Annotated in this window: 20 protein-coding genes; 10 read left to right on the forward strand and 10 right to left on the reverse strand. The window is 65.7% G+C overall.

Annotated features, from left to right (window positions below; translation table 11 throughout):
• The coding region (locus tag FHS74_RS16885; RefSeq protein ID WP_184802639.1) for an MBG-2 domain-containing protein at positions 1-637 on the forward strand (637 nt) is incomplete at its 5' end.
• 56 nt (positions 638-693) lie between these two features.
• On the forward strand, positions 694-2,490 hold the full coding sequence (locus FHS74_RS16890; protein WP_184802641.1) for a ShlB/FhaC/HecB family hemolysin secretion/activation protein: 1,797 nt from the start codon (positions 694-696) through the stop codon (positions 2,488-2,490).
• 69 nt (positions 2,491-2,559) lie between these two features.
• On the opposite strand, the gene FHS74_RS16895 is transcribed toward FHS74_RS16890, so the two are convergent.
• Positions 2,560-3,435: a LysR family transcriptional regulator gene (locus FHS74_RS16895; protein WP_184802643.1), complete on the reverse strand. Its 876-nt coding sequence runs from the start codon at positions 3,433-3,435 to the stop codon at positions 2,560-2,562.
• Between the two features lie 211 nt (positions 3,436-3,646).
• On the opposite strand from FHS74_RS16895, the gene FHS74_RS16900 reads away from it, so the two are divergent.
• The 4 genes from FHS74_RS16900 (at position 3,647) to FHS74_RS16915 (ending at position 9,070) form a co-directional block, all read left to right on the forward strand.
• Entirely contained in the window at positions 3,647-4,588 is a 942-nt protein-coding gene (locus FHS74_RS16900; protein ID WP_184802645.1) for an alpha/beta hydrolase, read from the forward strand.
• Between the two features lie 149 nt (positions 4,589-4,737).
• Positions 4,738-5,100 (forward strand): YciI family protein, encoded by a 363-nt coding sequence (locus FHS74_RS16905; RefSeq protein ID WP_184802647.1) that lies wholly within the window; start codon positions 4,738-4,740, stop codon positions 5,098-5,100.
• Positions 5,101-5,492: 392 nt separating this feature from the next.
• Positions 5,493-5,948 carry a hypothetical protein gene (locus tag FHS74_RS16910; protein ID WP_184802649.1) on the forward strand — a complete coding sequence of 152 codons (456 nt, stop codon included), beginning with the start codon at positions 5,493-5,495 and terminating at the stop codon, positions 5,946-5,948.
• Between the two features lie 599 nt (positions 5,949-6,547).
• Positions 6,548-9,070: a PepSY domain-containing protein gene (locus tag FHS74_RS16915; RefSeq protein ID WP_211106356.1), complete on the forward strand. Its 2,523-nt coding sequence runs from the start codon at positions 6,548-6,550 to the stop codon at positions 9,068-9,070.
• A 154-nt stretch (positions 9,071-9,224) separates the two neighbouring features.
• Here FHS74_RS16915 and FHS74_RS16920 read toward each other — a convergent pair whose 3' ends face one another.
• Positions 9,225-10,280 (reverse strand): LacI family DNA-binding transcriptional regulator, encoded by a 1,056-nt coding sequence (locus FHS74_RS16920; RefSeq protein ID WP_211106357.1) that lies wholly within the window; start codon positions 10,278-10,280, stop codon positions 9,225-9,227.
• A gap of 660 nt (positions 10,281-10,940) precedes the next feature.
• On the opposite strand from FHS74_RS16920, the gene FHS74_RS16925 reads away from it, so the two are divergent.
• From FHS74_RS16925 to pgmB, 4 genes are all read left to right on the forward strand, one after another.
• The gene (locus tag FHS74_RS16925) at positions 10,941-13,418 is read left to right on the forward strand and encodes a TonB-dependent receptor (protein ID WP_184802651.1); all 2,478 of its coding nucleotides are present in this window, start codon (positions 10,941-10,943) and stop codon (positions 13,416-13,418) included.
• 158 nt (positions 13,419-13,576) lie between these two features.
• Positions 13,577-15,049 carry an MFS transporter gene (locus FHS74_RS16930; protein ID WP_343066931.1) on the forward strand — a complete coding sequence of 491 codons (1,473 nt, stop codon included), beginning with the start codon at positions 13,577-13,579 and terminating at the stop codon, positions 15,047-15,049.
• A gap of 93 nt (positions 15,050-15,142) precedes the next feature.
• Positions 15,143-17,587 (forward strand): glycosyl hydrolase family 65 domain-containing protein, encoded by a 2,445-nt coding sequence (locus tag FHS74_RS16935; RefSeq protein WP_184802653.1) that lies wholly within the window; start codon positions 15,143-15,145, stop codon positions 17,585-17,587.
• Positions 17,574-18,221: a beta-phosphoglucomutase gene (gene pgmB / locus FHS74_RS16940; protein WP_184802654.1), complete on the forward strand. Its 648-nt coding sequence runs from the start codon at positions 17,574-17,576 to the stop codon at positions 18,219-18,221. The genes FHS74_RS16935 and pgmB overlap by 14 nt, the downstream gene beginning before the upstream one ends.
• An 85-nt stretch (positions 18,222-18,306) precedes the next feature.
• Here the strand turns inward: pgmB and FHS74_RS16945 are convergent, their stop codons facing one another.
• The 8 genes from FHS74_RS16945 to FHS74_RS16980 all read right to left on the reverse strand — a co-directional run bounded on the left by FHS74_RS16945 (position 18,307) and on the right by FHS74_RS16980 (position 25,774).
• Positions 18,307-20,271, reverse strand: coding sequence for a RiPP maturation radical SAM C-methyltransferase (locus FHS74_RS16945; protein WP_184802656.1), 1,965 nt, complete (start codon positions 20,269-20,271; stop codon positions 18,307-18,309).
• A gap of 106 nt (positions 20,272-20,377) precedes the next feature.
• Positions 20,378-20,542: a hypothetical protein gene (locus FHS74_RS16950; RefSeq protein WP_184802658.1), complete on the reverse strand. Its 165-nt coding sequence runs from the start codon at positions 20,540-20,542 to the stop codon at positions 20,378-20,380.
• A 36-nt stretch (positions 20,543-20,578) separates the two neighbouring features.
• Positions 20,579-20,761, reverse strand: coding sequence for a hypothetical protein (locus FHS74_RS16955; protein WP_184802660.1), 183 nt, complete (start codon positions 20,759-20,761; stop codon positions 20,579-20,581).
• 221 nt (positions 20,762-20,982) lie between these two features.
• The gene (locus FHS74_RS16960) at positions 20,983-21,147 is read right to left on the reverse strand and encodes a hypothetical protein (protein ID WP_184802662.1); all 165 of its coding nucleotides are present in this window, start codon (positions 21,145-21,147) and stop codon (positions 20,983-20,985) included.
• A 36-nt stretch (positions 21,148-21,183) separates the two neighbouring features.
• Positions 21,184-21,357: a hypothetical protein gene (locus tag FHS74_RS16965; RefSeq protein WP_184802664.1), complete on the reverse strand. Its 174-nt coding sequence runs from the start codon at positions 21,355-21,357 to the stop codon at positions 21,184-21,186.
• 302 nt (positions 21,358-21,659) lie between these two features.
• Positions 21,660-21,908 carry an Os1348 family NHLP clan protein gene (locus FHS74_RS16970; protein ID WP_184802666.1) on the reverse strand — a complete coding sequence of 83 codons (249 nt, stop codon included), beginning with the start codon at positions 21,906-21,908 and terminating at the stop codon, positions 21,660-21,662.
• A 98-nt stretch (positions 21,909-22,006) separates the two neighbouring features.
• Positions 22,007-23,905: an ATP-binding protein gene (locus FHS74_RS16975; RefSeq protein ID WP_425491310.1), complete on the reverse strand. Its 1,899-nt coding sequence runs from the start codon at positions 23,903-23,905 to the stop codon at positions 22,007-22,009.
• Positions 23,906-24,211: 306 nt separating this feature from the next.
• Entirely contained in the window at positions 24,212-25,774 is a 1,563-nt protein-coding gene (locus FHS74_RS16980; RefSeq protein ID WP_184802670.1) for an ABC transporter substrate-binding protein, read from the reverse strand.
• Positions 25,775-25,976: the final 202 nt, after the last annotated feature.

A 25,976-nucleotide genomic window follows, 5' to 3' on the forward strand; every position in this document is an offset into this window, starting at 1 on the left:
TAGCGAAACGACCGCCGTCCTGGGCGGCACCCTGACCGTCGGTGGGGCCGGAACCAACGCCGGCAGCTACACCCTGACCCCGGGCGGCCTCACCGCCACCAACTACGACATCAGCTACGCCACCGGCACGCTGACCGTGAACAGGGCCGCCCTGACCGTCGCCGCCAACGATGTCACCGTCGCCTTCGGTGGTACGCCAGTCTACACCGCCAATTACACCGGCTTCGTGAATGGGGAGACCGCCGCCGTCCTGGGCGGGACCCTGAGCTTCACCGGCGGCGGCACAGCCGCCGGAACCTATCGTGTCACGCCCGGCGGCCTGACCTCCCCGAACTACGTCATCACCTATATCGCCGGGACGCTAACGGTTCAGGCCGATCCCACGCCCACCGTCCTGCCGGAGGTGCCGTCCTCCACCCATTTCGTCGACCCGCCCTCAGGCAAGGTGCCCTTCGCCCCCACCCAGCCGCTTGTGGGCTCGGATGTCTCGCAAGGCGTCTATCGCGTCATCTACCTGGCGCCAGCCGCGTCGATCCCGTCCCCGGGCACCGTGATCACCAACACCTCGACCTTCTCCGCCGCCGGCCAGGACGGCACGACGGAAACGGAGTTCGAAATCGCCAAGCGTTGGCGCTGACCGCCGCCATGCCCCTCCTTTTCCGCCCCGCCATCGCCTTCATGTCCAGGAAATCCATGTCCGACCCCAAGGCACGCGTTCACCCGGCCGGCGCTTCCAGGGCGCCTTTCCTCGCCGCCCTGTTGGGCGGCCTGTCGTTAACCGCGCAGCCGGCCCAGGCGCAGAGCTATGACCGCATCGCGCCCAAGGAATTGCCGGCCAAGCCCCCCGCCGACCAGGCACCGGCACCGCCCGTACCGCCCGCGCCAGCCGCCAATTCGGACAAGGTGATCCTGCCCGCGCTGAAGGGCCTGGCCTTCGTGCCCGACCCGGCGGCGGTCCGCCCCCAGGGCAGCGCCGTCACCGGCGTTGACACGGGCGGCATCGATCTGCTGTCACGACCCGCTTTCCGCCCCATCGCGGAAAGCTATCTGGGCAAACCCCTGCGGCTGGCCGACCTGAACGACCTGGCGCGCCGCATCGTCGCCTTCTACCGCGAGAACGACCACCCGCTGGTCGACGTGCTGGTGCCGGAACAGGACATCGACAATGGCACCGTCCAGGTGGTGGTGCGCGAATTCACCGTGGGCAAGGTGGTGGCCCAGGGCAATGAGTGGTTCGACAGCGACCTGCTGACCCGCCATGTGAGCGCCAGCCCCGGCGACCGTGTGAGGGGCAGTCAACTATTGAACGAGGTCAACAGCCTGAATGAAAACCCCTTCCGCCAAGTGGATCTGGTCTACCGCCCGGGGGTGGCGCCGGGCACCACCGACCTGGTGCTGTCCACCCGTGACCGCTTTCCCGTGCGGATCTATGCCGGATATGACAACAGCGGCGCGCCCAGCACCGGCCGCGACCGCTGGAACCTGGGCTTCAACTGGGGCAACGCCTTTTGGCAAGACCACCAGCTGTCCTACCAGCTGACCACCAGCGACGATTTCTGGCACGACCGACCGGGGGACCGCGGCGCCTCCTTCATCGGGCACGCGGTCAGCTGGTTGGCCCCCCTGCCCTGGCAGGACCGCCTGATGATCTTCGGCAGCTATGAAGAGAGCGTGCCCCGGGTGGGCGGCGATTTCGGCCTGGTGGGCAAGAGCGGGCAGGCCAGCCTCCGGTACCAGATGCCCCTCGCGCGCACGTCCAGCTTCGCCCACCAGCTGGAATTCGGCTACGATTTCAAGACCACCAACAACAATCTGGCCTTCGGTGGCGTACAGATCTCGCGGACCGCTACGGAGATCAGCCAGTTCTCGGCCAAGTACGACGCCACGCTGGCGGACAGATGGGGCAGCATGGGCTGGGGCGCGACACTGGTCTGGAGCCCCGGGGGACTGACCGGTGACAACACCGACGCCGCCTTCCAGCCGGGCGACAGCCAATCCGGCCGCCTGGGAGCCAAGGCCAACTACCTCTATGTCCGCAGCGAACTGAACGGCCTGGTGAAGCTGCCGGCCGACGCCGCCTGGGCCACCAGGGTGGTGGGTCAGCTCAGCAACCGGCCATTGCTGGATACGGAACAGCTGGGCGCCGGCGGCGCCGACATCCTGCGGGGCTATGACGAGCGCGCGGTCAACGGCGATCAGGGCGTGCTGATCAGCACGGAACTGCGCAGCCCCGCCTTCAAACTGGTCGAGAGCGGACCCGGCGACGCCCTGCAGTTGCTGGCCTTCCTGGACTACGGCAGCCTGTGGAACCGCAACATCCCCGCCGGCGAAAGCGAGAACGTCAACCTGGCCAGCACGGGCGTGGGCCTGGGCTACACCTACGGCACCTACCTGACCGTGAAGGTCGCCTACGGCTGGCAGCTGCGCAAGCTGCCGGGTGCGGCGGAAAAGGGCGAGCTGAGCCACGTCTCGGTGACCCTGAGTTACTAGGGGGTATCATCGGCTCAGGTGGTATCCCCTGAGCCATGAGAGCCGGGCGGTGGTGGCGCGATACCGTCCTCAGCCCTCGGCCGCGACAAGGCCCAGGATCCAGTCCTGAAACGCCACGATGCCCGGGGTGGCCGGCCGGGACATCAACCGGGTTAGCCAGTAGGACCCGACCGTGACGCACAGGGCGAACGGCTGGACGAGGCGACCCTCGTCCAGCTCGCGCCGGAACAGGGCGGGCGGGGCCAGCGCCACGCCCTCCCCGTGGATCGCCGCCTGGACCATCACGGCGGAGGCGTCGAACAGGGGGCCCCGCGCCGTGACCTCCGGCACGCCGGCGGCCGTCAGCCACGCCGGCCAATCCTGGGCGCGGTAGGACCGCAGCAGGGGAATCCGCGCCAGATCGTGCGGCGCCGACAGGGTGGCGGCGATGGCCGGTGAGCAAAGCGGCGTCATCGGCGCGTCCATCAGGTGCCGGGCCTCGACACCGTGCCAGGCACCGTCACCGAAGCGGATGGCCAGGTCCAGGCTTTCGGTCCACAGATCCACCTTGTTGTTGTTGGTCATGATCCGCAGGTCGACGCGCGGATGCCGCGTCCGGAAATCCGCCAGGCGCGCGAACAGGAAGCCGACGGCGAAGGTCCCAACGACCCCCAGGTTCACGGTCTCCATGGGCCCCGTGGCGCTGACGGCCGTCAGCATGCGGTCCATCGTGGCGAAGGCGGAGACGATGGTGGGGGCCAGCGCCTGACCCTCATCGGTGAGGATCAGGCCCTTCGTGCTGCGCCGGAACAGGCTGACGCCCAGCTGTTCCTCCAAGGCCCGCACCTGATGGCTGACCGCCGATTGGGTCACGTGGAGTTCCTCCGCCGCCCGGGTCAGGCTGAGATGGCGGGAGGCTGACTCGAAGGCCCGCAGGGCGTTCAGCGAAATGGCGCTGAGGGTCATGGCCGATCCTGAGAAAAACTTGGGATGCGGCCAAGGTATCGTCGGTTGTGCCGCCAATCAAATCCAATGATCATAAGGGGCTAGTGGGAGACCTCCACAAATCCCCCCGAGGAAAAATACGATAGTGGCGGCATCCTGCCGCCGCCGTCAGCGCTCTCGCCACCTGCCTGGCGCCCCGCCCGCCCGCGTCCGTGAACCAGAAGGCCCATCGATGAACCGTCGCATCCCCCTGCTTGTCGCCCTCCTGTCCCTGGTGGCCAGCGCCCCCGTCCTGGCGCAGACCCCCGTTTGGCAACCCCCGGCCGGCCAGACGCAAACCCCGCTCTGGCCGGGCGCCGCCCCCGACGCGCGGCCCCTCCCCGGGCCGGAGACGGTGCGCACGAAACCGGATGGCTCGATGACGGTGGTGGAGAATGTTTCGCAGCCCACCATGACCGTCTATCCGGCCAAGGGGCCCAACACCGGCGCCGCCGTCGTCGTGTTTCCCGGCGGGGGCTTCCAGATTCTGGCCATCGATCTTGAGGGCACGGAGGTGTGCGACTGGCTGACGTCCAAGGGCGTCACCTGCGTCGTGCTGAAATACCGCGTGCCCAGTATCCCCTATGTCTGGCAATGCGATTGCCGTCCGCACAATCTGGATCTGTCGGTGCCATCGTTGCAGGACGCGCAGCGCGGCATGCGGCTGGTCCGCGCCCATGCCGCGGAATGGCGCATCGATCCGCACAAGATCGGCGTGCTCGGCTTTTCAGCGGGCGGATTCCTGGTGGCGGAAATCAGCACGCACTTCAATGATCGCCTCTATGCGCCGGTGGACGCGGCGGACCAGGAAAGCGCCCGGCCGGATTTCGCGGTCGCCATTTATCCCGGGCATCTGTCCGTGGCCAAAGGCGGCATCGCGCTCAACCCCGTCATCAAGAGCCACATCACCCGCCAGACACCGCCAACCTTCCTTCTGCAAAACGGGGACGACCATGTCGACAGGGTCGAGGATTCGCTGAGCTACTACATGGGGCTGAAGCAGGCGGGCGTGCCGGTGGAACTGCACGCCTATGCCCAGGGCGGCCACGCCTTCGGCCTGCGGCCGAGCACGCTGCCGGTATCGCAATGGCCCCGCCTGGTGGAAGCCTGGCTGGGAACGCTGGGGGTGATGTAGGGGGTGATGTAGACCCTGGATTTCGTCACCCGCCGCCATAAGCTGGGGGCGACCCGCCGGAAAAGCGACCGACCGGTGTCGGCGTGGGCGGGCCGCCTTCGTCGTTCCGATGCGGGCCGGCCAAGGCCGCTCAATCAAGGAGACGGGCGATGCGCGTGATGGTGTTGGTCAAGGCCACCGACGACAGCGAAAAAGGCATGCTCCCCACGGCGGACATGCTGGACGCGATGGGACGATTCAACGAGGAGCTGGCCCGGGCGGGCATCCTGCGCCAAGCCGATGGCCTCAAGCCCTCCTCCCAAGGCAAACGCGTCGCCTTTGACGGTGCCGGCCGGACGGTCATCGACGGGCCCTTCGCCGAAGCCAGCACGCTGGTCGCCGGCTTCTGGCTCTGGGAGGTCAAGGACATGGATGAGGCGGTCGCCTGGGTCAGGCGCTGCCCCAACCCCATGCCGGGACCCAGCGAGATCGAAATCCGGCCGCTGTACGAGAGGGCTGACCTGGTGCCGTGAAATCGCAAAGCCGGGGATCACAGCGGGGCGATGCCAGCGCTTGTGACGATCGTTTTTCTGCCACTTCCAAGCCATTAAAGCAAAATTCTGGCGGTAAAGACGCAAATATCTATTTTAATATTGCAAATTATTACAGATTCCGCCTTTTATAGCACTATTACAATCGACTTTTGCGCGTTTATTTTTGAGAACTTGCGTGAAATTTTGCCATTTAGCTGAGATTTCAACCAAGAGCGGAAATTTATACTTCCAATATCGGTGATTGTGACCTATCATACTGAAATCTGAGCATAGATCGCTAACATGTTGCTTCTTTGCATGCCGTAATAGCATGTGCTCAGAATCGAAAAAAATTAAACTCCACCTATCTTAGAGAGAAGATTGGGGCTCTCATGCAAACAAAATTAGCTTCTCTGACTCTGGCTGTGTCTTTGCTCAGTTCAGCATCAGCTCTTGCCGGCAGTGGTAATGCCATATTGCCATTATGGAGTGCGAACACATCGACGGGGGTCTCCGCAGGCACCAATGTGTACGTCACTAATATCACGAGCCATACGCTCAACATTGGTATGACCTTCTATGCCGGCGACGGCACGGTCACCTCGTGCCCAGTAACGGTGTCGAACCTAACCAATAGCAATACCCAAATTGCCGCTGGCGTCACCGCGCAGATCTCCGTGACCTGCTCGACGCTCACCACTGGTATCGCCCGTATCCAATGGTCGAACCAGTCTACCGATATCGACAATGTCGGTTTGGTGGCGTTTGGTATCCGCTACATAAATTACACCAGTGCCGGTGTAAGCAGCCACACCAGTGTTCCCGTGAATGGCTCTAACCCATTTTGATATCCCTCCAGGGTCGACCTGGATGCGCTGGAATTGACCAGCGAAATTCCAGCGTCGGTAAGGCCAGCTTCGGTAAGGGTTGCCATTCCACGCCATGGCCAGGAGGCCGATAGGCATACGGCATCCCATCCTTTGCACCTTTGCGCATCATCGCGCTGTAGCTGCCACCGCGCCCGGTAAACCACTGGACGCGGTGGCAGGCAAGAAACGACCGTCCAAAGGCCTAAGCCCGAAAGCGGGCGGATATCCTGCATGCCGACCCATCCAACCATGACAGTCGCTTGGGCCTGACCGGCCTGCGCGCCGTCGTGTCGGGCATGAGGATCAACTTAAGAGCGGAAGGACCACGCCAATGTTCTCGCCGCCCTAGTGACGCTGAGATAGGTGCCGTGGGGCGTTCCCCATTGGGCCAGCCAGGCCGGTTTTCGTCTGCGACCGGTCCGGAATGCCGGGCGGCCCGTCTAATTTCGTTCCTCGTCACCCTTTAAAGAAAAGGCGGAAAGGACCAACAGCCTTTTCAAGCTCCCGGACCCCGGCTATAAGCAAGTTGAGAGTGATTTGCATTTGCTAAGGGGCGCGGCGCGCCTGGGGACGGGACAGTGAGCAGTGTGACCAGAGAGCGGGCCGGCGACGCCGCGCCGGGGCGGAACGTTGTCGCGGGCCGGAACGCCGGCCGCCTTTCCTGGCGCGGGCCGGCGGGGGGCGTCACCGGCCGCTGGGTGATCTATCAACTCCACTGGCTGCTGGGCATCACCCTGGGTTTCGTCCTGGCGCTGATGGGCCTGACCGGCGCCACCATGAGCTTCGAGGATCAGATCATGCGGGCGCTGAGCCCCGGCGTGATCACCGTCGCGGCCCGCGACGCGCCGGCGCTGTCCCCCGACGCGCTGGTGGCCCGGGTGCGGGAGCAGCGGCCGGACACCCGGATCGAAGCCCTGGTCCTGTCCGCCCACAAGGATGAGGCAGCACGGGTGCTGTTCGCCGGCGGCGTGGGCGGCAACCGGGGGGAGCGCGCCTATGTCGACCCCTATGACGGCACGGTGCTGGGCCGTGCCACGGGGGAGGAGTTCTTCGCCTTCGTCCGCCGGCTGCACCGCTGGCTGGCCCTGCCCGGCAACGGCGACGGGGTGGGCCGGCAGATCACCGGTGCCGCCGTGCTGGCCCTGCTGTTCTTCTGCGCCTCGGGCCTGTATCTGCGCTGGCCCCGCCGGCCGCTGGACTGGCGCGCCTGGCTGAAACTGGACACCCAGGCCCAGGGCCGCGCCTTCCTGTGGTCGCTGCACGCGGTCGTCGGCACCTGGGTGCTGCTGGTCTATCTGGTCATCGCATTGACCGGGCTGTGGTGGTCATACGATTGGTACCGCGACGGGGTGGTCCAACTGCTGACCGGCCAGCCCCTGCCGGCGCGCGAAGGACCGCCCCGGGGTGGGCGCGAAGGTGGCGGGCGGGAGGGCGGCAAGGGCGGCGGCGAGGCCGCACCCGTGTCCGTCGATGCCGCCTGGGCCGGCTTCCTGCGTCAGGCCGGCGACCGCTACGCCGTGGCCCTGCTGAGCCTGCCGGGCAAGCCAGGTGGCCCCACGCGCATCCGCTATCGCCTGGAGGGCGCGCCGGCGGACCAGGCCTATGACGAGATGGCGCTGGACACCGCCAGCGGTGCCGCGAAATCCGAAAGCCGCTATCAGGACAAGGCGCTGGGCGCCCAGCTGATCGCCAGCGTGCTGGCCGTGCATCGCGGCAGCTATTTCGGCACCGGCGGGGCGGTGGTGTTCATGGTCGCGGCGGGCGCCATGCCCCTGTTCACCATCACCGGCCTGCTGCTGTACCTGGACCGCCGCCGCAAGAAGAAGGCGGCGCGCCTGGCGCGGGGCGCCGCTTCCATGGCGCCTGTCGCCGCTGGGTCCGATACCACCCTGACCATCGCCTACGCCAGCCAGACCGGCACGGCGGAGCAGTTGGCCTGGCGCACGGCGGGCGTGTTGCGGGGCGGCGGCCTGGCGCCGGAGGTGGTACCACTGGCCAAGCTGGACCCGAAGACCCTGCGGGGACGCCTGCTAGTGGTGGCCAGCACCTATGGCGAGGGCGAACCGCCCGACGACGCCCACGGCTTCGCCAGGAAGCGCATGGCCGCCCCCGCCGATCTGGCTGGCGTGGAGTATGCCGTGCTGGCCCTGGGCGACCGGCAGTACGAGACCTTCTGCGGCTTCGGCCGGGCGTTGGACCGCTGGCTGGCCGACAGTGGCGCCACCCGCCTGTTCGACGCCGTGCTGGTGGATGCCAATGCCGAGGGGGGGGATGCCCAAGCCCTGCACCAATGGCAGGAACAGCTGCGCCAGATCGGCGCCATCGCCGCCCCCGATTGGGCACCGGAGGCCTATAGCCGCTGGCGCCTGGTCGAGCGCCGCCTGCTGAACCCAGGCAGCGCCGGCGGCCCCGCCTATCACCTGTCGCTGGAACCGTTGGACCAGCCCCTGCCGGCTTGGGGCCCTGGCGACATCGCCCAGATCCTGCCGGACAACGACGCCACCGCCCACCATCGCGACTATTCCATCGCCAGTTTGCCGTTGGACGGCCGTTTGGACCTGTTGGTGCGCCAGCAGACGCGGCCCGACGGCAGCCTGGGCCTGGGCTCCGGCTGGCTGACGGCCGGGGCGGCGCTGGGGGGCGAGGTGCGGGTGCGCCTGCGGCCCAACCCCGGCTTCCACGCCCCCACAGCCCCCGTTCCCATGATCCTGATCGGCGCCGGCACCGGCCTGGCCGGCCTGCGCAGCCACCTGAAGCACCGCCAGGCCCGGGGCCTGGGTGATGCCTGGCTGCTGTTCGGGGAGCGGAGTGCCGCCACCGACGCCTTCCATGCCGGGGAGATCGCCGCCTGGCAGGCCGACGGCACGCTAGCCCGCGTGGACCTGGTCTATTCCCGCGACGGCGGCGGCTATGTCCAGGACCGTCTGGCAGCACAGGGTGACACCGTGCGGGCCTGGGTGGAGCGCGGCGCCGTGATCTATGTCTGCGGTAGCCTGCATGGCATGGCCCCGGGCGTGGACCGGGCGCTGGAAGCCATCCTGGGCCGCGAGCGCCTGGACGCGCTGTCGGCCGAGGGGCGCTATCGGCGGGACGTTTACTGAGCCATCCACCACCCCACACCAACAGGCGATACATGTTGTCTGTTGGTTAGGCCGCGACCGCGGCCGCCGGAGATTTCTGGGGAACGCAGTGGACTGGAAATCGAGGAAGCCAAGCGGCCGGATGGCCGCGCCCGGCATTTGAGGGGCGCGCGACTTAAGTCGCGCGCACAACCAAACGTGTCGGCAGGATCACCGAATCCGGATGTTCGCCGTTGATCAGCGCCAGCACGCTTTGCGCCAGGCGCACGCCGCCCTCCGTCCAGTTCTGGTGGACGGAGGTCAAGGCGGGGGTGTGGAAGGCGGCCATGGGCGTGTCGTCATAGCCGATGACGGACACGTCATCCGGCACCGTCAGCTTGGCCTCCGTCAGCGCGCGCATGGCGCCGAGCGCGATGGCGTCACTGCAGGCGAAGATGCCGTCGAAACCGCCTGACGCGTCGGCCAGCAGGCCCTGAACCGCCGCCACGCCGGCGTTGAAGGTGAAGTCGCACGGCACCAGGGCCGCCAGCACCGCCCCGGCCGAGGCCAGCGTTTCGGTGAAGCCATGCAGGCGTTCCGCGTTCTCGCGATGGCGGGTGTCGCCCAGGAAGACCAGACGGCGCCGGCCGGTCTCGACCAGGCGGGCGGCGGCCAGCGCCCCGCCCTGGTGGTTGTCGCTACCGACGAAGACGGGGTCGACACCCGGCTGCGGCGCCCCCCACACCACCAGCGGCACGCCGATGGGCAGCAGCTGGCGCACGGCGGTGTCGTCGGCGCCCTGGCCCAGCAGGATGGCGCCGTCCGCCGCATGCACCGCCGCCGCCGGCTGCGACTGGCCGGTGGTCAGCAGCACGTTGTATCCGGCGGTCGTCAGTTCCTGGCAAATGCCGCCCAGCAGATCCAGGGGGAAGGGGCCGGACATGGGACGTTCGGGCGTGGGCTTCATGTCCACCACCACGGCGATGGTGTGGCTGCGCTGCAGGCGCAGGTTGCGGGCCGTGGCGTTGAAGCGATAGCCCATCTCGCGGGCCAGGTCCTGGATGCGGCGGCGGGTATCCTCACGCACCGAGGGGCTGTCGCGCAGCGCGCGCGACACGGTGATGATGGACACCTGCGCCCGTGCCGCCAGGTCGGCCATGGTCAGCCGGCCCGCGTCCGTCCCCGGGATCGCATCGGCCGCCGTCTCAGGCGGGGCCGCCGGGCTGCGGGACTTGGCGGTGCGCGTGCTCATGCGGGATTCCGAAACCAGGAAGGGGGCCAGGAAGGGAAGATGCGCGGGTAAGCGGACATTCCGGGCGAAGACTGTTCCATAGCACCCCCTCGCTTGCCAAGCGGGGCCTCGCCGCCCGGCATGATGGAACCCATCCGGAGCCCGATGGCGCCCCGAGTCGAGCCGCCAGCCGGGCTGCGACCGACGGTGCCGCCCCGGCCTGTCCCCGTTCATGCGATACCGCGCCGCACAGTGCGTGACGGGCGATCGGCACACGGTCCCGCCGCTCTGGCCTACCATCGAATGACATCGATAACAACAGTGGCGGCGGCCGCCGCCCCTTGGAGGGGGTGGCACGGCCTTTCACACCAGAGACTTGGGACCGCTCCGGGCCAAATTCCAGCTGTTTTGCTGCATCCGCGAAGTGCAGGCGCAGCATAGATCCCCGGATCGTGGCCCGGATCGTGGCATAGATTCCACACTCCCCAGCGCGACGAAGACAAAATGATATCGATGTCTTGTTATCGATGTCATTCGATGATATCGCTGCATCCATTCAAGCAGGGGTGGCAACCGACCCAACCTGGGCGTGCCATTCCGATAAAGAAGCCTTGGGTCAGGGCGCGACGGGGCGAGCCAGTCCAAGTCACGATCACCACCAAGACAAATGGGGAGGGAAGAATGTCACGTCCGCAGAGGATAGGTGCGTTGTTGGGCAGTGTGGCGCTGGCGGCACTGCTGTTGCCGGCCTGGGGCCAGGCCCAGACGGCGGCACCCGTAGCACAAGGGGCCGCGGCCCCGCAGGCGGCCGCCGGGGCCGCCGACGAATTGCAGGAAATCATCGTCACCGGCACGGCGCGCAGCGACGGCATGAAGAAGCTGGACGCCAGCTTCGCCATCAGCACCATCAAGGCCGAGGATATCGTCGCCCAGCAGCCCAACGGCACCGCCGACCTGCTGAAGCTGACGCCCGGCCTGTGGGTGGAATCGACCGGCGGCACCGCCGGCCCCAACATCGACGTGCGCGGTTTCCCCGGCGGCGGCGACGCCCCCTTCATCACCATGCAGATCGACGGGTCGCCCATCTATCCGGCACCCACCCTGTCGTTCATGGACAACTCCACCCTCATCCGCCTGGACGACACGGTGGAGCGGGTGGAGGTGCTGCGCGGCGGGCCGGCCACCGTCTTCTCCAACGCCCAGCCGGGCGCCACCGTCAACTTCATCCAGCGCAAGGGCACGGACAATCCTGAAGGCAGCATCCGCCTGACCGTGGGTGACGAGGGGCTATACCGGGTCGACACCTATTACGGCGGCCCGATCACCAAGGACCTGAACTTCATGGTCGGCGGCTTCTACCGCTATAACGAGGGCATCCGCAGCACCCAGTATCCGGCCGACAACGGCGGCCAGGTGGTGGCCAACTTCACCAAGAAGTTCGACAATGGCGAGTTCACCTTCTACGGCCGCCGCACGGACGACAAGAACGCCTTCTACACCGCCATCCCGCTGGTCAGCAGCAACGGCGGCAAGACCATCTCGGCCTTCCCCGGCACCGATCCCGGCACCTTCAGCCTGTACAGCAACGACGTCCGCAACGTCACCATCGAGACCGCGCCCGGCCAGTCCAAGAACGTGGACATCGGCGACGGCCGCGGCATCCAGCTGACCACCCTGGGCAACACCCTGGATTTGGACCTGAAGGGCTGGCAGCTCAGCAACAAGATGAACTTCGTCACCGGCCGGGCCTTCACCCAGTCGGAATTCACCGGCTCCAACCCCGAGACGCTGGGCCAGTTCATCAGCGACACCGTCGCCTCGGCCAACGCCAATTCCGCCGTGGTGGCCGCGGCCGGCGGACTTGCCACCGGCGGATCGGCCAAGATCGTGGGCTCGGGTGCGGCGCTGACCAACATGAACCAGCAGGTCATTTCCGTCGGCATGTGGTCGGTGGACAAGCGCATCCAGTCCTTCACCGACGACGCGCGCCTCAGCCATGAGCTGTTCCCCGGCAACACCCTGACGGTGGGCGCCTATTTCGCCCAGTATTCGTCCAAGGACCAGTGGTACCTGGGCAACAACTACCTGCTGACCATGACCAACCACCCGCAGGCGGTGGACGTGGTGCTGAACAACGGCGCCAAGGCGTCGCGCGGCGGCCTGACCTCCGGCTCCTTCTACGCGCTGGACGCCAGCTATGACGGCACCGCCGTGGCCGGCTTCATCTCCGACGAATGGAAGATCACGCCGGACCTGCGCATCGACGCCGGTTTCCGCATGGAACACCAGAGCATCAACGGCACCATCAGTAACGACAGCACGGGCGATTTGGATAGCAACCCGCTGACGCTGTACGACAACGCCGCCAGCTACACCAACGGCACCTATTACGGCGTCAGTTCCCACCGGACGGAGCCGTCCTGGACGGTGGGCGCCAACTACTACCTGACCGACGACCTCAGCGTGTACGCCCGCGTCAACAGCGGCCATGAGTTCCCGCAGTTCGACGCCCTGCGCGGCGGCGACTATCAGATGGTCAACATCCAGCAGCAGGAAGTGGGCCTGAAGACGGCGTCGCGCTACTACAGCGCCTATGTCACCGGCTTCCACAACACCTTCTCCGGCCTGCTGTACCAGGCGGAGGTGGTGAACCCCGACGGCAGCGGCAGCCTGATCAACGAGATCTATGGATCGGAAGCCTGGGGTGCGGAGTTCGAGCTGGCGGTACGGCCCGTCACCAACCTGACGGTCAGCTTCCGCGGCACCTATCTGGACGCCAAGTACCAGGACAACCCCAGCTTCAACGGCAACGAGGTGCTGCGCCAACCCAAGTTCCAGTTCTCCATCGCCCCGTCCTACGAGATCCCGCTGGATTGGGCCATGCTCCGCCTGTTCGGCACCTACACCCACGTGGGCGACCGCTATGGCGACCCGAACAACCAGCAGCCGCTGCCGGCCTACGACACCCTCGACCTGGGCGTCTCCGCCGACTTCGACCGCTACACCGTGCAACTGACCGCCACCAACATCACCGACGAGCTGGGCATCACTGAGGGCAACGCCCGCGTGGTGGGCTCGGGCACCAGCAACAGCGGCGTGTTCCTGGGCCGTCCCCTGTTCGGCCGGTCCGTCCACCTCAGTGCCGCGGCCAAGTTCTGACCGCGTGGAGACAGGGAGGGCCGTCATGGCAAGGCGGCACTCCCCTCGCATGAGGCCGTCGCCCCGAAGACGGCCTCTGGGGATGGGCGGGCTCGGCCCCGATCCTTGGCCGCCCATCCCTCTTTTCCCTGTTCAATCGCCCACAAGGTGCCCGACCCGTGTCCACCGCCACCTCGATCACCAGCCCGTCGTCACCGTCATCCGCCGGCTTGACCGAAACCGACATCCCCGCCCGGCTGGACCGCCTGCCCTGGGGCCGGTTCCACAGCCTGGTGGTAGGCGCCCTGGGCATCACCTGGGTGCTGGACGGGCTGGAGGTGACGCTGGCCGGGGCCGTGGCCGGGGCCATGAAGGAAAGCCCGGTCCTGGGGCTGAGCAATGCCCAGGTCTCCGCCGCCAGCAGCGCCTATCTCATCGGCTGCGTGCTGGGCGGCCTGTTCTTCGGCTGGCTGACCGACAAGCTGGGCCGCAAGAAGCTGTTCAGCATCACCCTGCTGGTCTATCTGACCGCAACCGCCGCCACCGCCTTCAGCTGGGATTTCACCAGCCTGCTGCTGTTCCGCTTCCTGACCGGGGCCGGCATCGGCGGCGAATACGTGGCCATCAACTCCACCATCCAGGAACTGATCCCGGCCCGCGCGCGCGGCTGGGTCACCCTGGTGATCAACGGCAGCTACTGGCTGGGCGCCGCCCTGGGGGCCGTGGGCTCCGTCGTGCTGCTGAACCCCAACCTGCTGGGGCCGGACATGGGCTGGCGCGCCAGCTTTTTCACCGGCGCCGTGCTGGGCCTGTTCATCCTGCTGCTGCGCCGGGCCATTCCGGAAAGCCCGCGCTGGCTGATGACCCATGGCCGCGTGCCGGAGGGGGAGGCCATCGTGGCGCGCATCGAGGCCGGGATCGAGGCGGAAGGCCAGACCCTGCCCCCCGCCGGCCCGCCGGTGCGCCTGCGGGAGCTGAAAAGCGTGTCGACCGCCGCCGTGGCCAAGTCCCTGCTGCGCGACTATGGCCGGCGCACGGTGCTGGGCCTGTCGCTGATGACGGCCCAGGCCTTTTTCTACAACGCCATCTTCTTCACCGAGGCGCTGGTCCTGACCTCGTTCTTCGACGTGCCGTCCAGCGCCGTCGGCTGGTACATCCTGCCCTTCGCCGCCGGCAACTTCCTGGGCCCCCTGATCATCGGCCGCTTCTTCGACACCATCGGCCGTGTGCCCATGATCGCCGGCACCTACGCCCTGTCAGGCGTGTTGCTGATCGGCACCGGCATCCTGTTCCAGCAGGGCCTGCTGACCGCCACCACCATCACGCTGGCCTGGAGCGTCATCTTCTTTTTCGCCTCGGCCGCCGCCAGTTCCGCCTATCTGACGGTCAGCGAATGCTTCCCCCTGGAAATCCGGGCCGTCGCCATCTCGCTGTTCTTCGCCTTCGGCACCGGCGTGGGCGGCGTCTGCGGCCCGCTGGTGTTCGGCGCCCTGATCGACACCGGTTCACGCACCAACGTGCTGTGGGGCTACGTCCTGGGCGCCGGCCTGATGATCGCCGCCGCGGTGGCGGAGCTGGTGCTAGGCGTCAAGGCCGAAGGCAAGTCGCTGGAGGACATCGCCGCCCCCCTGTCGTCCAGCCCGCGGCACTAAGCCGCTGTTTCTTCCCGGGAACCGGCAGCGCCGCCGCCCGGTTATCCCTTCGACCCCTTCTCCGTTCGCAGATCAAAAAAGCGTGGATCGCCCGTGACAGCCTCCCTCCCCCCCCTCCCCGCCGCCCCCGACCAGACCGACCCGTGGATCGTCATCGCCCAGGGCGACAGCCCGGCGGCCCTGAAATGCGCGGAATCCCTGTTCACGCTGGGCAACGGCTTCATCGGCGTGCGCGGCGGGGTGGAGGAGGACGCGCGGTCCAGCGCGCCCGTTGTCCACCTCAACGGCGTCTACGAGGTGACCCCCATCCGCTATCATGAGAAGGCGCCGGGCTTCGCCGAGGCCAGCGACACCCGCATCCCCGTGCCGGACGGCACCCTGATCGGCCTGACCGTGGCGGGCGAGGCCCTGGACCTGGCCACCGGCACCGTGTTGGCCCATCACCGCTGGCTGGATCTGCGCACCGGCGTGCTGCACCGCGCCCTGCGCTGGCGTTCCCCCGCCGGGCGCACGGTGCGGGTGGCCAGCGAGCGGCTGGTGGTGGAAGACCACCCCGGCCCCGTCATCATCCAGTACCAGGTGACGGCGGAGGATTTCACCGACGAGGTGGTGATCGATTCCTGCCTGGCGCCGCATCAGCCGCCTGCGGCGGCCGAGGGCGGCGTGCACGACCCCCGCGTGGGGCCCCAGCCGGCGGAACCGGCCCTGGCCTTCCGCCGCTGGATCGAGAGCGGCGGCGAAGAGGGCGGCATCGAGGGTATGGTGCTGCGGGCCGGGCGCAGCCGGCAGGGCGTGGCCTCCGCCATGGCCCATACCGTGGCCGTCACCCACGCCGTTCCCATCCAGACCGCCCGCATCAAGGATGCCCATGCCGACAGCGGGGGCGCCGCCACCCACACCATCCGCGCCACCCTGTCGCCGGGCGCCGTCGTGACCGTGGTGAAGAGCGTCGCCTATGCCGCCGACAAGGATGTGGAGGGCGGACCGGCGGATGACGAGGCGCTGGCCCAGGCCGCCATCGCCGCCCTGAAGGCCGCCGCCGGCATCGGCCTGCCCGCCTTGCGCCAGGCCCGCACCCAGGCGCTGCAGGACTTCTGGCTGTCGTCTGACCTCGCCATCGACGGCGCGCCGGACCTGGAGCGCGCGGTCCGCTTCAACCTGTTCCAGCTGTTGCAGGGGGCGGGCCGCGACGGCCGCACCTCCGTCGGCGCCAAGGGGCAGAGCGGCGAGGGCTATGAGGGCCATTATTTCTGGGATGCCGAGATCTTCGCCCTGCCGGTGCTGGTCTATACCCGGCCGGCCGTGGCCCGCGCCATCCTGGAATACCGCCACCGCACCCTGGACGGCGCCCGCACCCATGCCCGCCTGATGGGCCACCGCAAGGGCGCGCTGTACCCCTGGCGCACCATCGGCGGGGCGGAGTGCTCCGCCTATTTCCCCGCCGGCTCCGCCCAGTACCATATCAACGCCGACATCGCCCACGCCGTGCGCCAATACATGGACGCCACCCGCGACGACGACTTCCTGGTGCGCTTCGGTGCCGAGATCCTGTTCGAGACGGCGCGCCTGTGGCTGGACATGGGGCACTACAACCCCCGCCGGGGTGGCCGCTTCTGCATCCATGAAGTGACCGGGCCGGACGAATACACGGCCATGGTGGACAACAACCTCTACACCAACGCCATGGCCCAGGCCCATCTGGAGTACGCGGCCGAGGTGGCGGAGCGCCTGGGCGCCGAGAGGCCCGAGGCCCTGGCCCACATCTCCGGCGCCATCGGCCTGGGCGCCGACGAACCCCAGGCCTGGCGCCAGGCGGCGGCGGCCATGTACCTGCCCTATGACGCGGCCAGCGGCATCCATCCGCAGGACGACAGCTTCCTGGACAAGAAGCCCTGGGATTTCGCCGGCACGCCCGCCGACCACCATCCCCTGCTGATGCACTATCACCCGCTGGTGCTGTACCGCCACCAGGTGTGCAAGCAGGCGGACGCCGTGCTGGCCTTCTGCCTGCTGCCCCACCGCTTCGAGCCAGAGGCGGTGCGCCGGTCCTTCGCCTTCTATGAGTCGGTGACGGTGCACGACAGCACCCTGTCGGCCGGCGTGTTCGCCCTGCTGGCGGCACGACTGGGCCAGATGGACAAGGCCCTGGCCTATTTCAATGAAACCGCGCTGGTGGACCTGCGCGATCTGCACCGCAACACCGGCCATGGCCTGCACATGGCGGCCATGGCCGGCAGTTGGATGGCCCTGGCGCAGGGCTTCGCCGGCCTGCACGCCCTGGGCGGCATCCTGCGCTTCAACCCCACCCTGCCGCCGGGCTGGACGGGCTATCGCTTCCGACTGGAGTTCCAGGGCAACCGGGTGGAGGTGGCCGTTGGTTGCGACGCCGCAACCTATCGCCTGCTGGCCGGGCCGGGCCTGGCGCTGAACCACGCCGGCCAGGTGGTGCACCTGACGCCGGCCGCCGCCGAACAGACCGCCCCAGTGGCCACCAGCCCGCTGGCCACCAGTGAGGGAGGCCCCCATGCCCCGCTTTGATGCCGTGCTGTTCGACCTGGATGGCGTGCTGGCCGACACCGCCCACATCCACTTCGCCGCCTGGCGCCGCCTGGCCGAGGAACTGGGCATTCCTCTGGAGCCCCGGTTCGAGGACAGGCTGAAGGGCGTGGACCGCATGACCTCGCTGGACCTGATCCTGGCCCACGGCAATGTCGAGCGGACGGTGGAGGAACGCCGCGTGCTGGCCGACCGCAAGAACGGCTATTACCAGGCCGCCATCGCGGAGCAATCACCCGACGACCTGTTGCCCGGCGCCCGCCGCGTGCTGGAGGAGGTGCGCGCCGCCGGCCTGAAAACGGCCCTGGCCTCGGCCAGCCACAACGCCCCGCCCCTGCTGGACCAGCTGGGCATCCGCCCGCTGATCGACGCCATCGCCAACCCGGCGGCGGTGAAGGCGCCCAAGCCGGCGCCCGACCTGTTCCTGGAGGCCGCCCGCCTTGTGGGCGTGGCCCCCGGCCGCTGCCTGGGCGTGGAAGACGCGGTGGCCGGCATCACCAGCATCAAGGAGGCCGGCATGGTGGCGGTGGGCATCGGCGACCCCACCATCCTGACCCGGGCCGATCATGTCGTGCCCGCCATCGCCGACTTCCACATCGGGGATTATCTGGGCTGACGGCGCCGCGCCGGCACCCTTACCGCTTGGGGGCGTTTGGGGGAATGTACCGCCGCTGGACGGCCGGTCGGCGTCAGTCCCGGGCTCAAAGCGCCGGTTCCGGCACCCGGGCGCCCTCGGCTTTCTGGGCATGGTGGAAATAGGACCGCCCCCAGGAGGTGCGGATCTCGTCATGCCGGGGGGCGCGGGCGAAGCCCGGCTGGCGCAGCGGCAGGGCCAGCAACTCCTCCCCCTCGCGCAGCAGCAGGTCCAACGCCTCCAGCCCGGTGACCGCCGCCATGACCGCGTCGGCGCCGAAGCGGGGCGCCAGGGCCTTCACCAGCGGCCCCGCCCCCTGGATTTCCATGCAGGCGTCCAGCACGGCGGCGGCGCAGGCGTCCAGCGCATGGCGCCGGGGCGCTCCGTCAACCGCGCGGCCATCCTCCACCAATGCCGTGCCGTCGGCGGCCGACGTCAGGGTCAGGGTCGCGTCCGCCGCGCGCCAGATATCCAGCTGTGCCGCCAGTGCTGCGTGCGCCGCCTCAAGCGCCGCGTCCGGCCGGTCCGGAATCATGTCGAAGTGATAGGCCAGGCGGGCCACGCTGTCGGCGGCGTGCGGGTAGATCTGGCTGTAGCCCGGCACCGGGCGGATGGTGACGCCGAAGGCCGCCGGGGTGTTGAAGTAAGGACTGAAGCGGTCGGCGCGCACGCGGTTGAAACCGCCCGGCGGGTGCAGGTGCGTCACCTTGGGCACCACGGCGGCGGCGGCCCGGTAATGGTCCGCCGTCTCGCCGGGGAAGCCGTAGAGATGGGACCAGTCCACCAGCACGCCGGCCTCCGCCGCCAGGCGCAGGGTCTGGACGTTGCGCAGCATGGTGGTGCCCTTGCGCATCAGCGCCAGCACGGGGCTGCTGAGCGATTCCACGCCCGGCTGGATCTTGCGCACGCCGGCCTGGCCCAGCAGGGCCAGCTGGCCCGCCCGCAGGTTGGCCTTGACCTCGTAATGCAGCAGCAGCGGCCGGTCCAGCGCCGCCAGGCGGGGCAGGAAGTCGGCGAAATAGCGGCTGTCCAGGATGTTGTCGACCACCATGATCTCGCGCCCGAAGCGCTCCGCCACATCGGTCAGCTCGGCATAGGCGCGGTCCTGGCTTTTGCTGCGATAGGCCATGCCCAGGCCGTTCAGGCCGCAGAAGGTACAGTGGTGCTTCTGCCCCCACCAGCAGCCGCGCGCGCTTTCAAACAGCGGGAAGGCGGGATAGCGCGCCGCCACCTCGGGCAGGCGGGCGCGGTCGGCATAGAAATCGGCGTAGTCCAGCGGCGGCAGGCCGTCCATGTCGGTGATCATGCCGGCCGGCACCGTGGCGGGCACGGTGGCACCGTCGGGCGCCCGGACGATGGTGCCCGGCAGGCCGGTCAGCTCCTGCCGGGCGCCGTGGCGGCGGATCAGGTCCGGCAGCACCTCCTCCGCCTCCCCGCCCACCACCACGTCGATGAAGGGGTACTGCCGGTGCAGTTCCACGCCCATCTCATCGCTGCAGTTGGCGCCGCCGAAGACAATGAGGATGTGGGGATGCGCCGCCTTGATGCGCCGCGCCAGCGCCAGCGAGGCCATGGTCTGCTGGAAGGAGGTGGAGAAGCCGACAACGGCGTAGCGCTTCCAATCGACCAGGCCGAAGCAATGCTCGATGAAGCCCGCCGCCTTGCCCCGCGCCGCCAGGATGCCCATCAGGCGCTGGGCACCGAAGTAGCGGCCATACTCCCCCGCCATCAGCCCGTTGAGGAAGGTGAACGGCTCCTGCTCCGGCGTGCCGTGGGCGGCACCGGCGAACACCCAATCGCCCACCATGGCCAGGAAATAGCGGCTGTCCTCCACCGCGGCATAGGCGTCGAAGCCGATGTATTGGGCGAAATCCAGATAGAAATGGCGGATATCCGCCGCCATCCCCCGCCGCGCCAGCGCGCCCTTGAGCAGCGACAGGCCGATGACCGGATAATGCAGGGCGGCGACAGGCATGGCCACCAGCAGGGTGCGGCCCGGCCCGGTCCCGTTGATCACCGATCCGTCCGCCATACGCACCCCCCCAAAGGAAATCATCACCACACAGCGACAAGCGCGCCCCGCCCGGATGTGCCGGAGGGACGCGCGATCCGCAAAAGCGTGTAAGCCGTCAGAGGAATTAGTACCAGCTAATAGGAATCGGCAAATCCGAGGTGGCCGCCGCTTCGTCGCGCTGTGTATCGCGCTCTGTCAAAGCGCGCAGAAACTCAATGCCGGCCCCGGATTCGGGGAAGCCAAGGGCGGCCAGGGTCTGTTCGGGATGGGTGAAGGATGTCTGATTCATGATCATTACTCCTCGCTCTGGTTAATATTCCTGGGTTCAGTACCATGTGAATGGCAGCGGGAACGCGGCCGACGCCGCTTGCATGTCATCGTCCTGAATGCCCCGCTCCGCCACCATGCGCAGGAACTGGATGCCCGCGTCAGACACCGTCATGCCCAGGGATTCCAGTACCTGACTCGGGTTTGCGGCGACTTGCAGAATATCTATCACCATCGTCATAGCTCATCTCCTCAGGATGGGTTGTCAGGCTGGCTCGAAAATTGAGAGGCTTAGACCAAGAGGTACTTCTCCAAAGTGGTCAGGGGGCCGTGACGACAGTCCGTCGAGTGCATCAGAAGTTCCCTAGCAGGTTGGCCCCCGGATGACGCCCGCAGGCGGGCACGCCCGCCTGCGGGCCGGAGGAGCGCGCTGCGCGCAAGAGCGTGCAAGCTATCAGAGGATTAATACCATTCGAGCGGCAAGGGCAGGTCTGACGTGGCCGCCGGTTCGTCACGCTGTGTATCGCGCCCCGTCAACGCGCGCAAAAACTGAATGCCGGCCTCGGATTCAGGGAAGCCAAGGGCAGCCAGGGTGTGTTCGGGAGGGGTGAAGGATGTCTGATTCATAATCATTACTCCTCGCTCTGGTTAATATTCCTGGGTTCAGAACCACTCGAACGGCAGAGGCACATCCGATACCACCGCGCATTCGTCATACTTGGTGTCGCGCGTCATGCAGGCGCGCAAGAATTGAATGCCCGCTTCCGATTCGGGAAAGCCCAAGGCGGCCAGGGCTTGTTCAATGGAACCGGTGGAAGGAGGTGAAGTGTGTTGCAATATCTATCTCCTTGATTAAATTAATAAAATCGGATGCACCTGCTGCAATCGCGCGGCACGATGGATGCGCGCATTGAAATGATAGCGCGGTCCAAAAAGTTGCAGCAGCCAAAATTATACTTCTTTCCTCCGAGAGGAAAACCCAAATAAAATCAGCCGCCACCTTAACACTTTGGAAGAAAAAATGTTCTGAAATTATTGAAAATTACCCACCCCATAAATTGCACAAGAAAATTATCTTAAGATCACGAGCGCGCGCCTGTTTTCAGGAGCGCGCCCGCAGAGCCCTACTATTTACAAGCTCAGTCCCAGCTATGCGGCAATGGTGCGGCGGCGATATGTGCTTCCAGATCGCCAGCTGCGGTCGTGAAGGACTGCCCTCCCAGCTTGCTGAAAAACGCTAACGCGTTGGGAGATGCGGTAAAGCCTAGAATCGACAGTGTATGGGTCGGATTATCGATTAATTGCTTGCGGAAATCTGCGTCAAGCAGGGCACGGCCCAAAATACTTTGTACTTCTTCGGTGGTCGGGCTACGCAACAATGGCGCCATTGGATCCTCCTAACACGATTGGTAGCAGCGAATTGCACCATTTTAATACTTAAAACCCACGAGAAAAGCAAATACTGGTTGCCACGTCGGCACAATAGCTAGCTCCTAAGCATGGGCAATCGAAGCGCGACAATCGTCCCCCCTAGAGTCCCGCTCCTGATTTCGAGGTTACCCCTTAACCGCTGTGTGACCTGATTGTAGGCCACGTGCAAACCCAACCCCGGATGGCCGCTTGCACGCCCTGTGGTGAAGAAGGGGTCACACACCTTTCCAATGAGGTCGTCGGGAATGCCGACGCCGTCGTCGGAGACGGTGATGACAACGCCGTCCAGGGCCGTGACAGCAGACAGGACCACCCGACCATCCGAGCGCCCGATGAAGGCGTGATCGATTGTGTTGGACAGAATACGGGTCAGGGCGTCGGTCAGTGACTCCGGCACCGTGCGCAGCACTAGGCCATCCGGCACCGCCGCAACCAACCGGATGGCGCTCCGGTCCAACGCAGGACGGAACAGCGTTACCAAATCGTCCAGCAGAATGGATAGGTCCGTTTCCAGAACCCTGCCACCGCTTTCGTCCACGGCTACTGCGGAGAAACTCTTAACCAGCGCTGCGGTCCGCAATGCATTCCGTTCGACGACAGTCGCCAAGTCAGCCCATTCCCCAATACCTGCTTCCAGAGCCGCGCGCGTCAGCCTGCCTTGGGCTATAGCGTCACGCAAGTCGACAACCCCACCGTGAAGACTCCCAGCTGCGGTCAACACCACCCCCAGGGGGGTATTTATTTCATGTGCTACACCGGCCACCAAGCGACCCAGCGAGGCCATTTTTTCCTGCTGTACTAACTGACCTTGAGTTGTACGCAGTTCTACTAGCGTAGCCTCCAACTCATAGTAGGACCGGGCATTCGCAATCGCGATTGCAGCATAGGCACATGCAGAGCGTAAGATTTCCAACGCCTGTGGGTTATAGGCGCCAATGTCACGGCTCTGTACCGTGATCAGGCCCAGAACACGGCCGGAAACCACCAGCGGCCACCAGACCGCGGCTTGGATATCCCAGTCGAGCGCGGCGACGCTGGCGGCCCACCGAGTAGCGCTGTCGCCTACGATTACAAGTTCTACCCCCTGGCGCAAAGCCTGAACCGCAGGCTCAGCCGCCTCAGCCTTGCGGGTAAACGCCGGCAAGGCCTGACCGTTGGCCACGAATTGGTCAAACACGAGCTGATGCCCGTCTACTGACAAGTGAGCAATGCCGAAGGCATCCAAAGGTACCAGGCCGGAGAGGTGATTGTGCAATGCCACATGGACTTCGGCCAAGTCCAGTGTGGCGGTCAACGCCAAGCCAGCATCACCCAATTGCCGCAGCGTCTCCGCCGAGGCCACCAGATCGCTATTGGCCTGGCGCAATTCCGCCGTGCGCATTTCGACCTGCTGGCGCAGCATCTCCGAACTGATGCGCAGCCGCTGTTGATAGCGACCGATCAACCAAGCCAGTAGCGCAATACCCAGCATGACTGCCACGGCCGAGTATAGGAACGTTTGGACCGTATACTGCGCCTGCCGCGTAGCCTCTGCAGCGCGCAGTTGCGCATCACGCCCGGTTTCCTCCACGATGCTGGTGAGTTCGGATTGCACGCGATCGAATACCGCTCCGAACGGCTCGATGAAACTGACGGTGCTAGCGAAATCAATGCCGAGCATGGAACCGACCCAGGCCACCGCACTTTTATAGTCGGCCAGACTGTGGATGATGTCGTCCAACCGTCGACGCTGGTCAGATGTGGCATAGGTATCCCGGTACGCGGAGAGATCCTGAATTAAATTATCGATCTGGCTAGAAATTTCAGATATTTCTTGGTCAACATCTACAGTCTGCCGGCCAGCGGACTTTACTGCCAGCAAGCGATTGAAATGAGCATTGGCGCGTTGAACCCGCGTGTTTATATCCGATAACTTAACACTTCCGACCAGATTGCGATCAACAATCTGGTCCAAGGCGCCAGTCAGCCGGTATAGCGTGCGCTCCCCCGTCCCGAATAGCGCGACCATGAGAAGGCCGGCCCCGAAGACCGGGGCAAGGATACGCAATGCGACCCGCACTTTTTCCACCAGACGCAACGATGGTGCGACGGCAGTGCTCCTACTCCAAACATCCATCCCGTCGCCCCGCGCCAACTTTTCCAATCGAGTGGTCCATCCCGGAAATCGTGGTTGCGCGTTCAGAGCCCCAACAGGGGTTACTGTGATACCACTCGCCTCGGTTGCGTCACAGAGTAAATTACTCCTTCACAGCCTTACCTCTTAAAAGCGGAACCGCCAGTATTCCGCAGGGGCCGGCGAAAAATTTCGAGCATCGACAGCACCGTCCAGCCGCTTGTCCGCCAAAGTGATGACCGTGCCAAACCATAAGGGCAGGGCTGGCAGGTTATCCGCATATGCCTTCTGCACCGCAGCCAAGGCCTGCTGTCGGGGCTCCACCGAACATCCCGCCAGCGTCAGCCCGTCCATAGCGATGTCCAGCGCCCCGATGCTGACGCCAAAAATATTGTTGCCCCGCCAATTATTGGCGGCGGAGGGAATCATGGACGAATGGAACCAGAAGCGTGCAGTCTCAAGTCCACCTTCCAGCGATTGCGAGAACCCGACCATTCCAGAATAACGGTCACGGGCATCGGCCACGTCGGCAGAGAGTTGGGAATCGACCTGAAGCTTCACGCCGACGCCAAGCGCCTTCCAGGCAGCCTCCAACTGGGGAGCCAAGGCCGCCCAGGGGAAATTCGGGCGGTAGCGCAACTCAAACTGCAGAGGAGCGCCCAAACTGTTGTAGCGGATGGCGCCCTTGCCTAAACGCCATCCCGCATCATCCAGCAGTTGCCCCGCCCGCAGTGGGTTGTAGGGATAGCGGGTCACAACAGAATATCCTGGCATGAAAGGGCTGAGCAGGCTTTGTGCCACAGTGCCCTTGTTGTCGAGGACAGATTTGACGAGACCATCTCTATTTAGCCCCAGCAGCAATGCCTGCCGGACACGAAGGTCCTTCAGAATGGGGTTGTCGAAATTGATCCGCAGGTGAGCGAGAAATTCGCTGGGAGCATAGAAAGCTTGGTAGCGGCTTCCCAATTCGTGAGCCAATTTCTGGCCCATGTCGAACACCAGAGTACTGAACACGTCCACTTTGCCGGCACGGACAAGGGTCTCAAGCTCCGCCGGTGTTTGAACTACGTGCAGGTTTACACTGCTGAAAAAGGGCGTGGTGGCTGGCCAGTAAGGATTCCGGCTGAAGTGCAACTCTCCTGTTTCTATCCGCGACACTACATACGGACCGCTGTATAAGCCTAGCGTCTCGGGATGCCGGATATAGAGCGAGTTTTCGAAATAGTGGCTCGCGTCGGCCTGCCATATCGCCCGCTCCAGATGAGAAGGCAGCAGAGGCGGCATATTCAAATCGCTCTGGCAAACAATACCATCATATATAATTTCGAATTGCCGGACGCCGACCACCCGGACCGCACGGATATGAGTAAGACCAAGATCCGAATCAACCAAGCCCCGTCCGGTCTTAGTCAGAACGTCCCATGTAAAGGCCATATCATCCGCAGTCATATCAACACCATCGGCCCAGCGCGCATCTGGCCTCAACGTGAAGATGGCAGTGGTGGACCAATTGCCATCCACCGCCTTCATCACCCGCAAGGTACCGTCCACTTCCGAGGGGGGTGACACGCAGTACACGCAAGAAAGCCGCCCCTGGACATCCGCTAAAGGTAGACGGTTCAGGAATTTCTTCACCCAAATATGCGCAAACTGGTCACCGACCAGCGGATGAAGATTGACCGGCCAAGCGCCAACAACCGCGGTAGTCACCAGAGGCGCTGCTACCTGGGAGGATACTTGCACTACCGGTTGCTGAGAGTTTGCTCCCGCCAAAGCTGGGCTGAGCAATGGCAACACCAACGACAGGACAAACAGCCTTAAAGATCGCCAGCCAGCCTTTCGCTGCCGCGACCATGCCTCCAACAAACCCACACAGCTCAACGCCAGCCCCGCTCTTGGAAGTATCGGACAA

The sequence above is a fragment of the Nitrospirillum iridis genome (assembly GCF_014205765.1).
Lineage (GTDB): Bacteria > Pseudomonadota > Alphaproteobacteria > Azospirillales > Azospirillaceae > Nitrospirillum > Nitrospirillum iridis.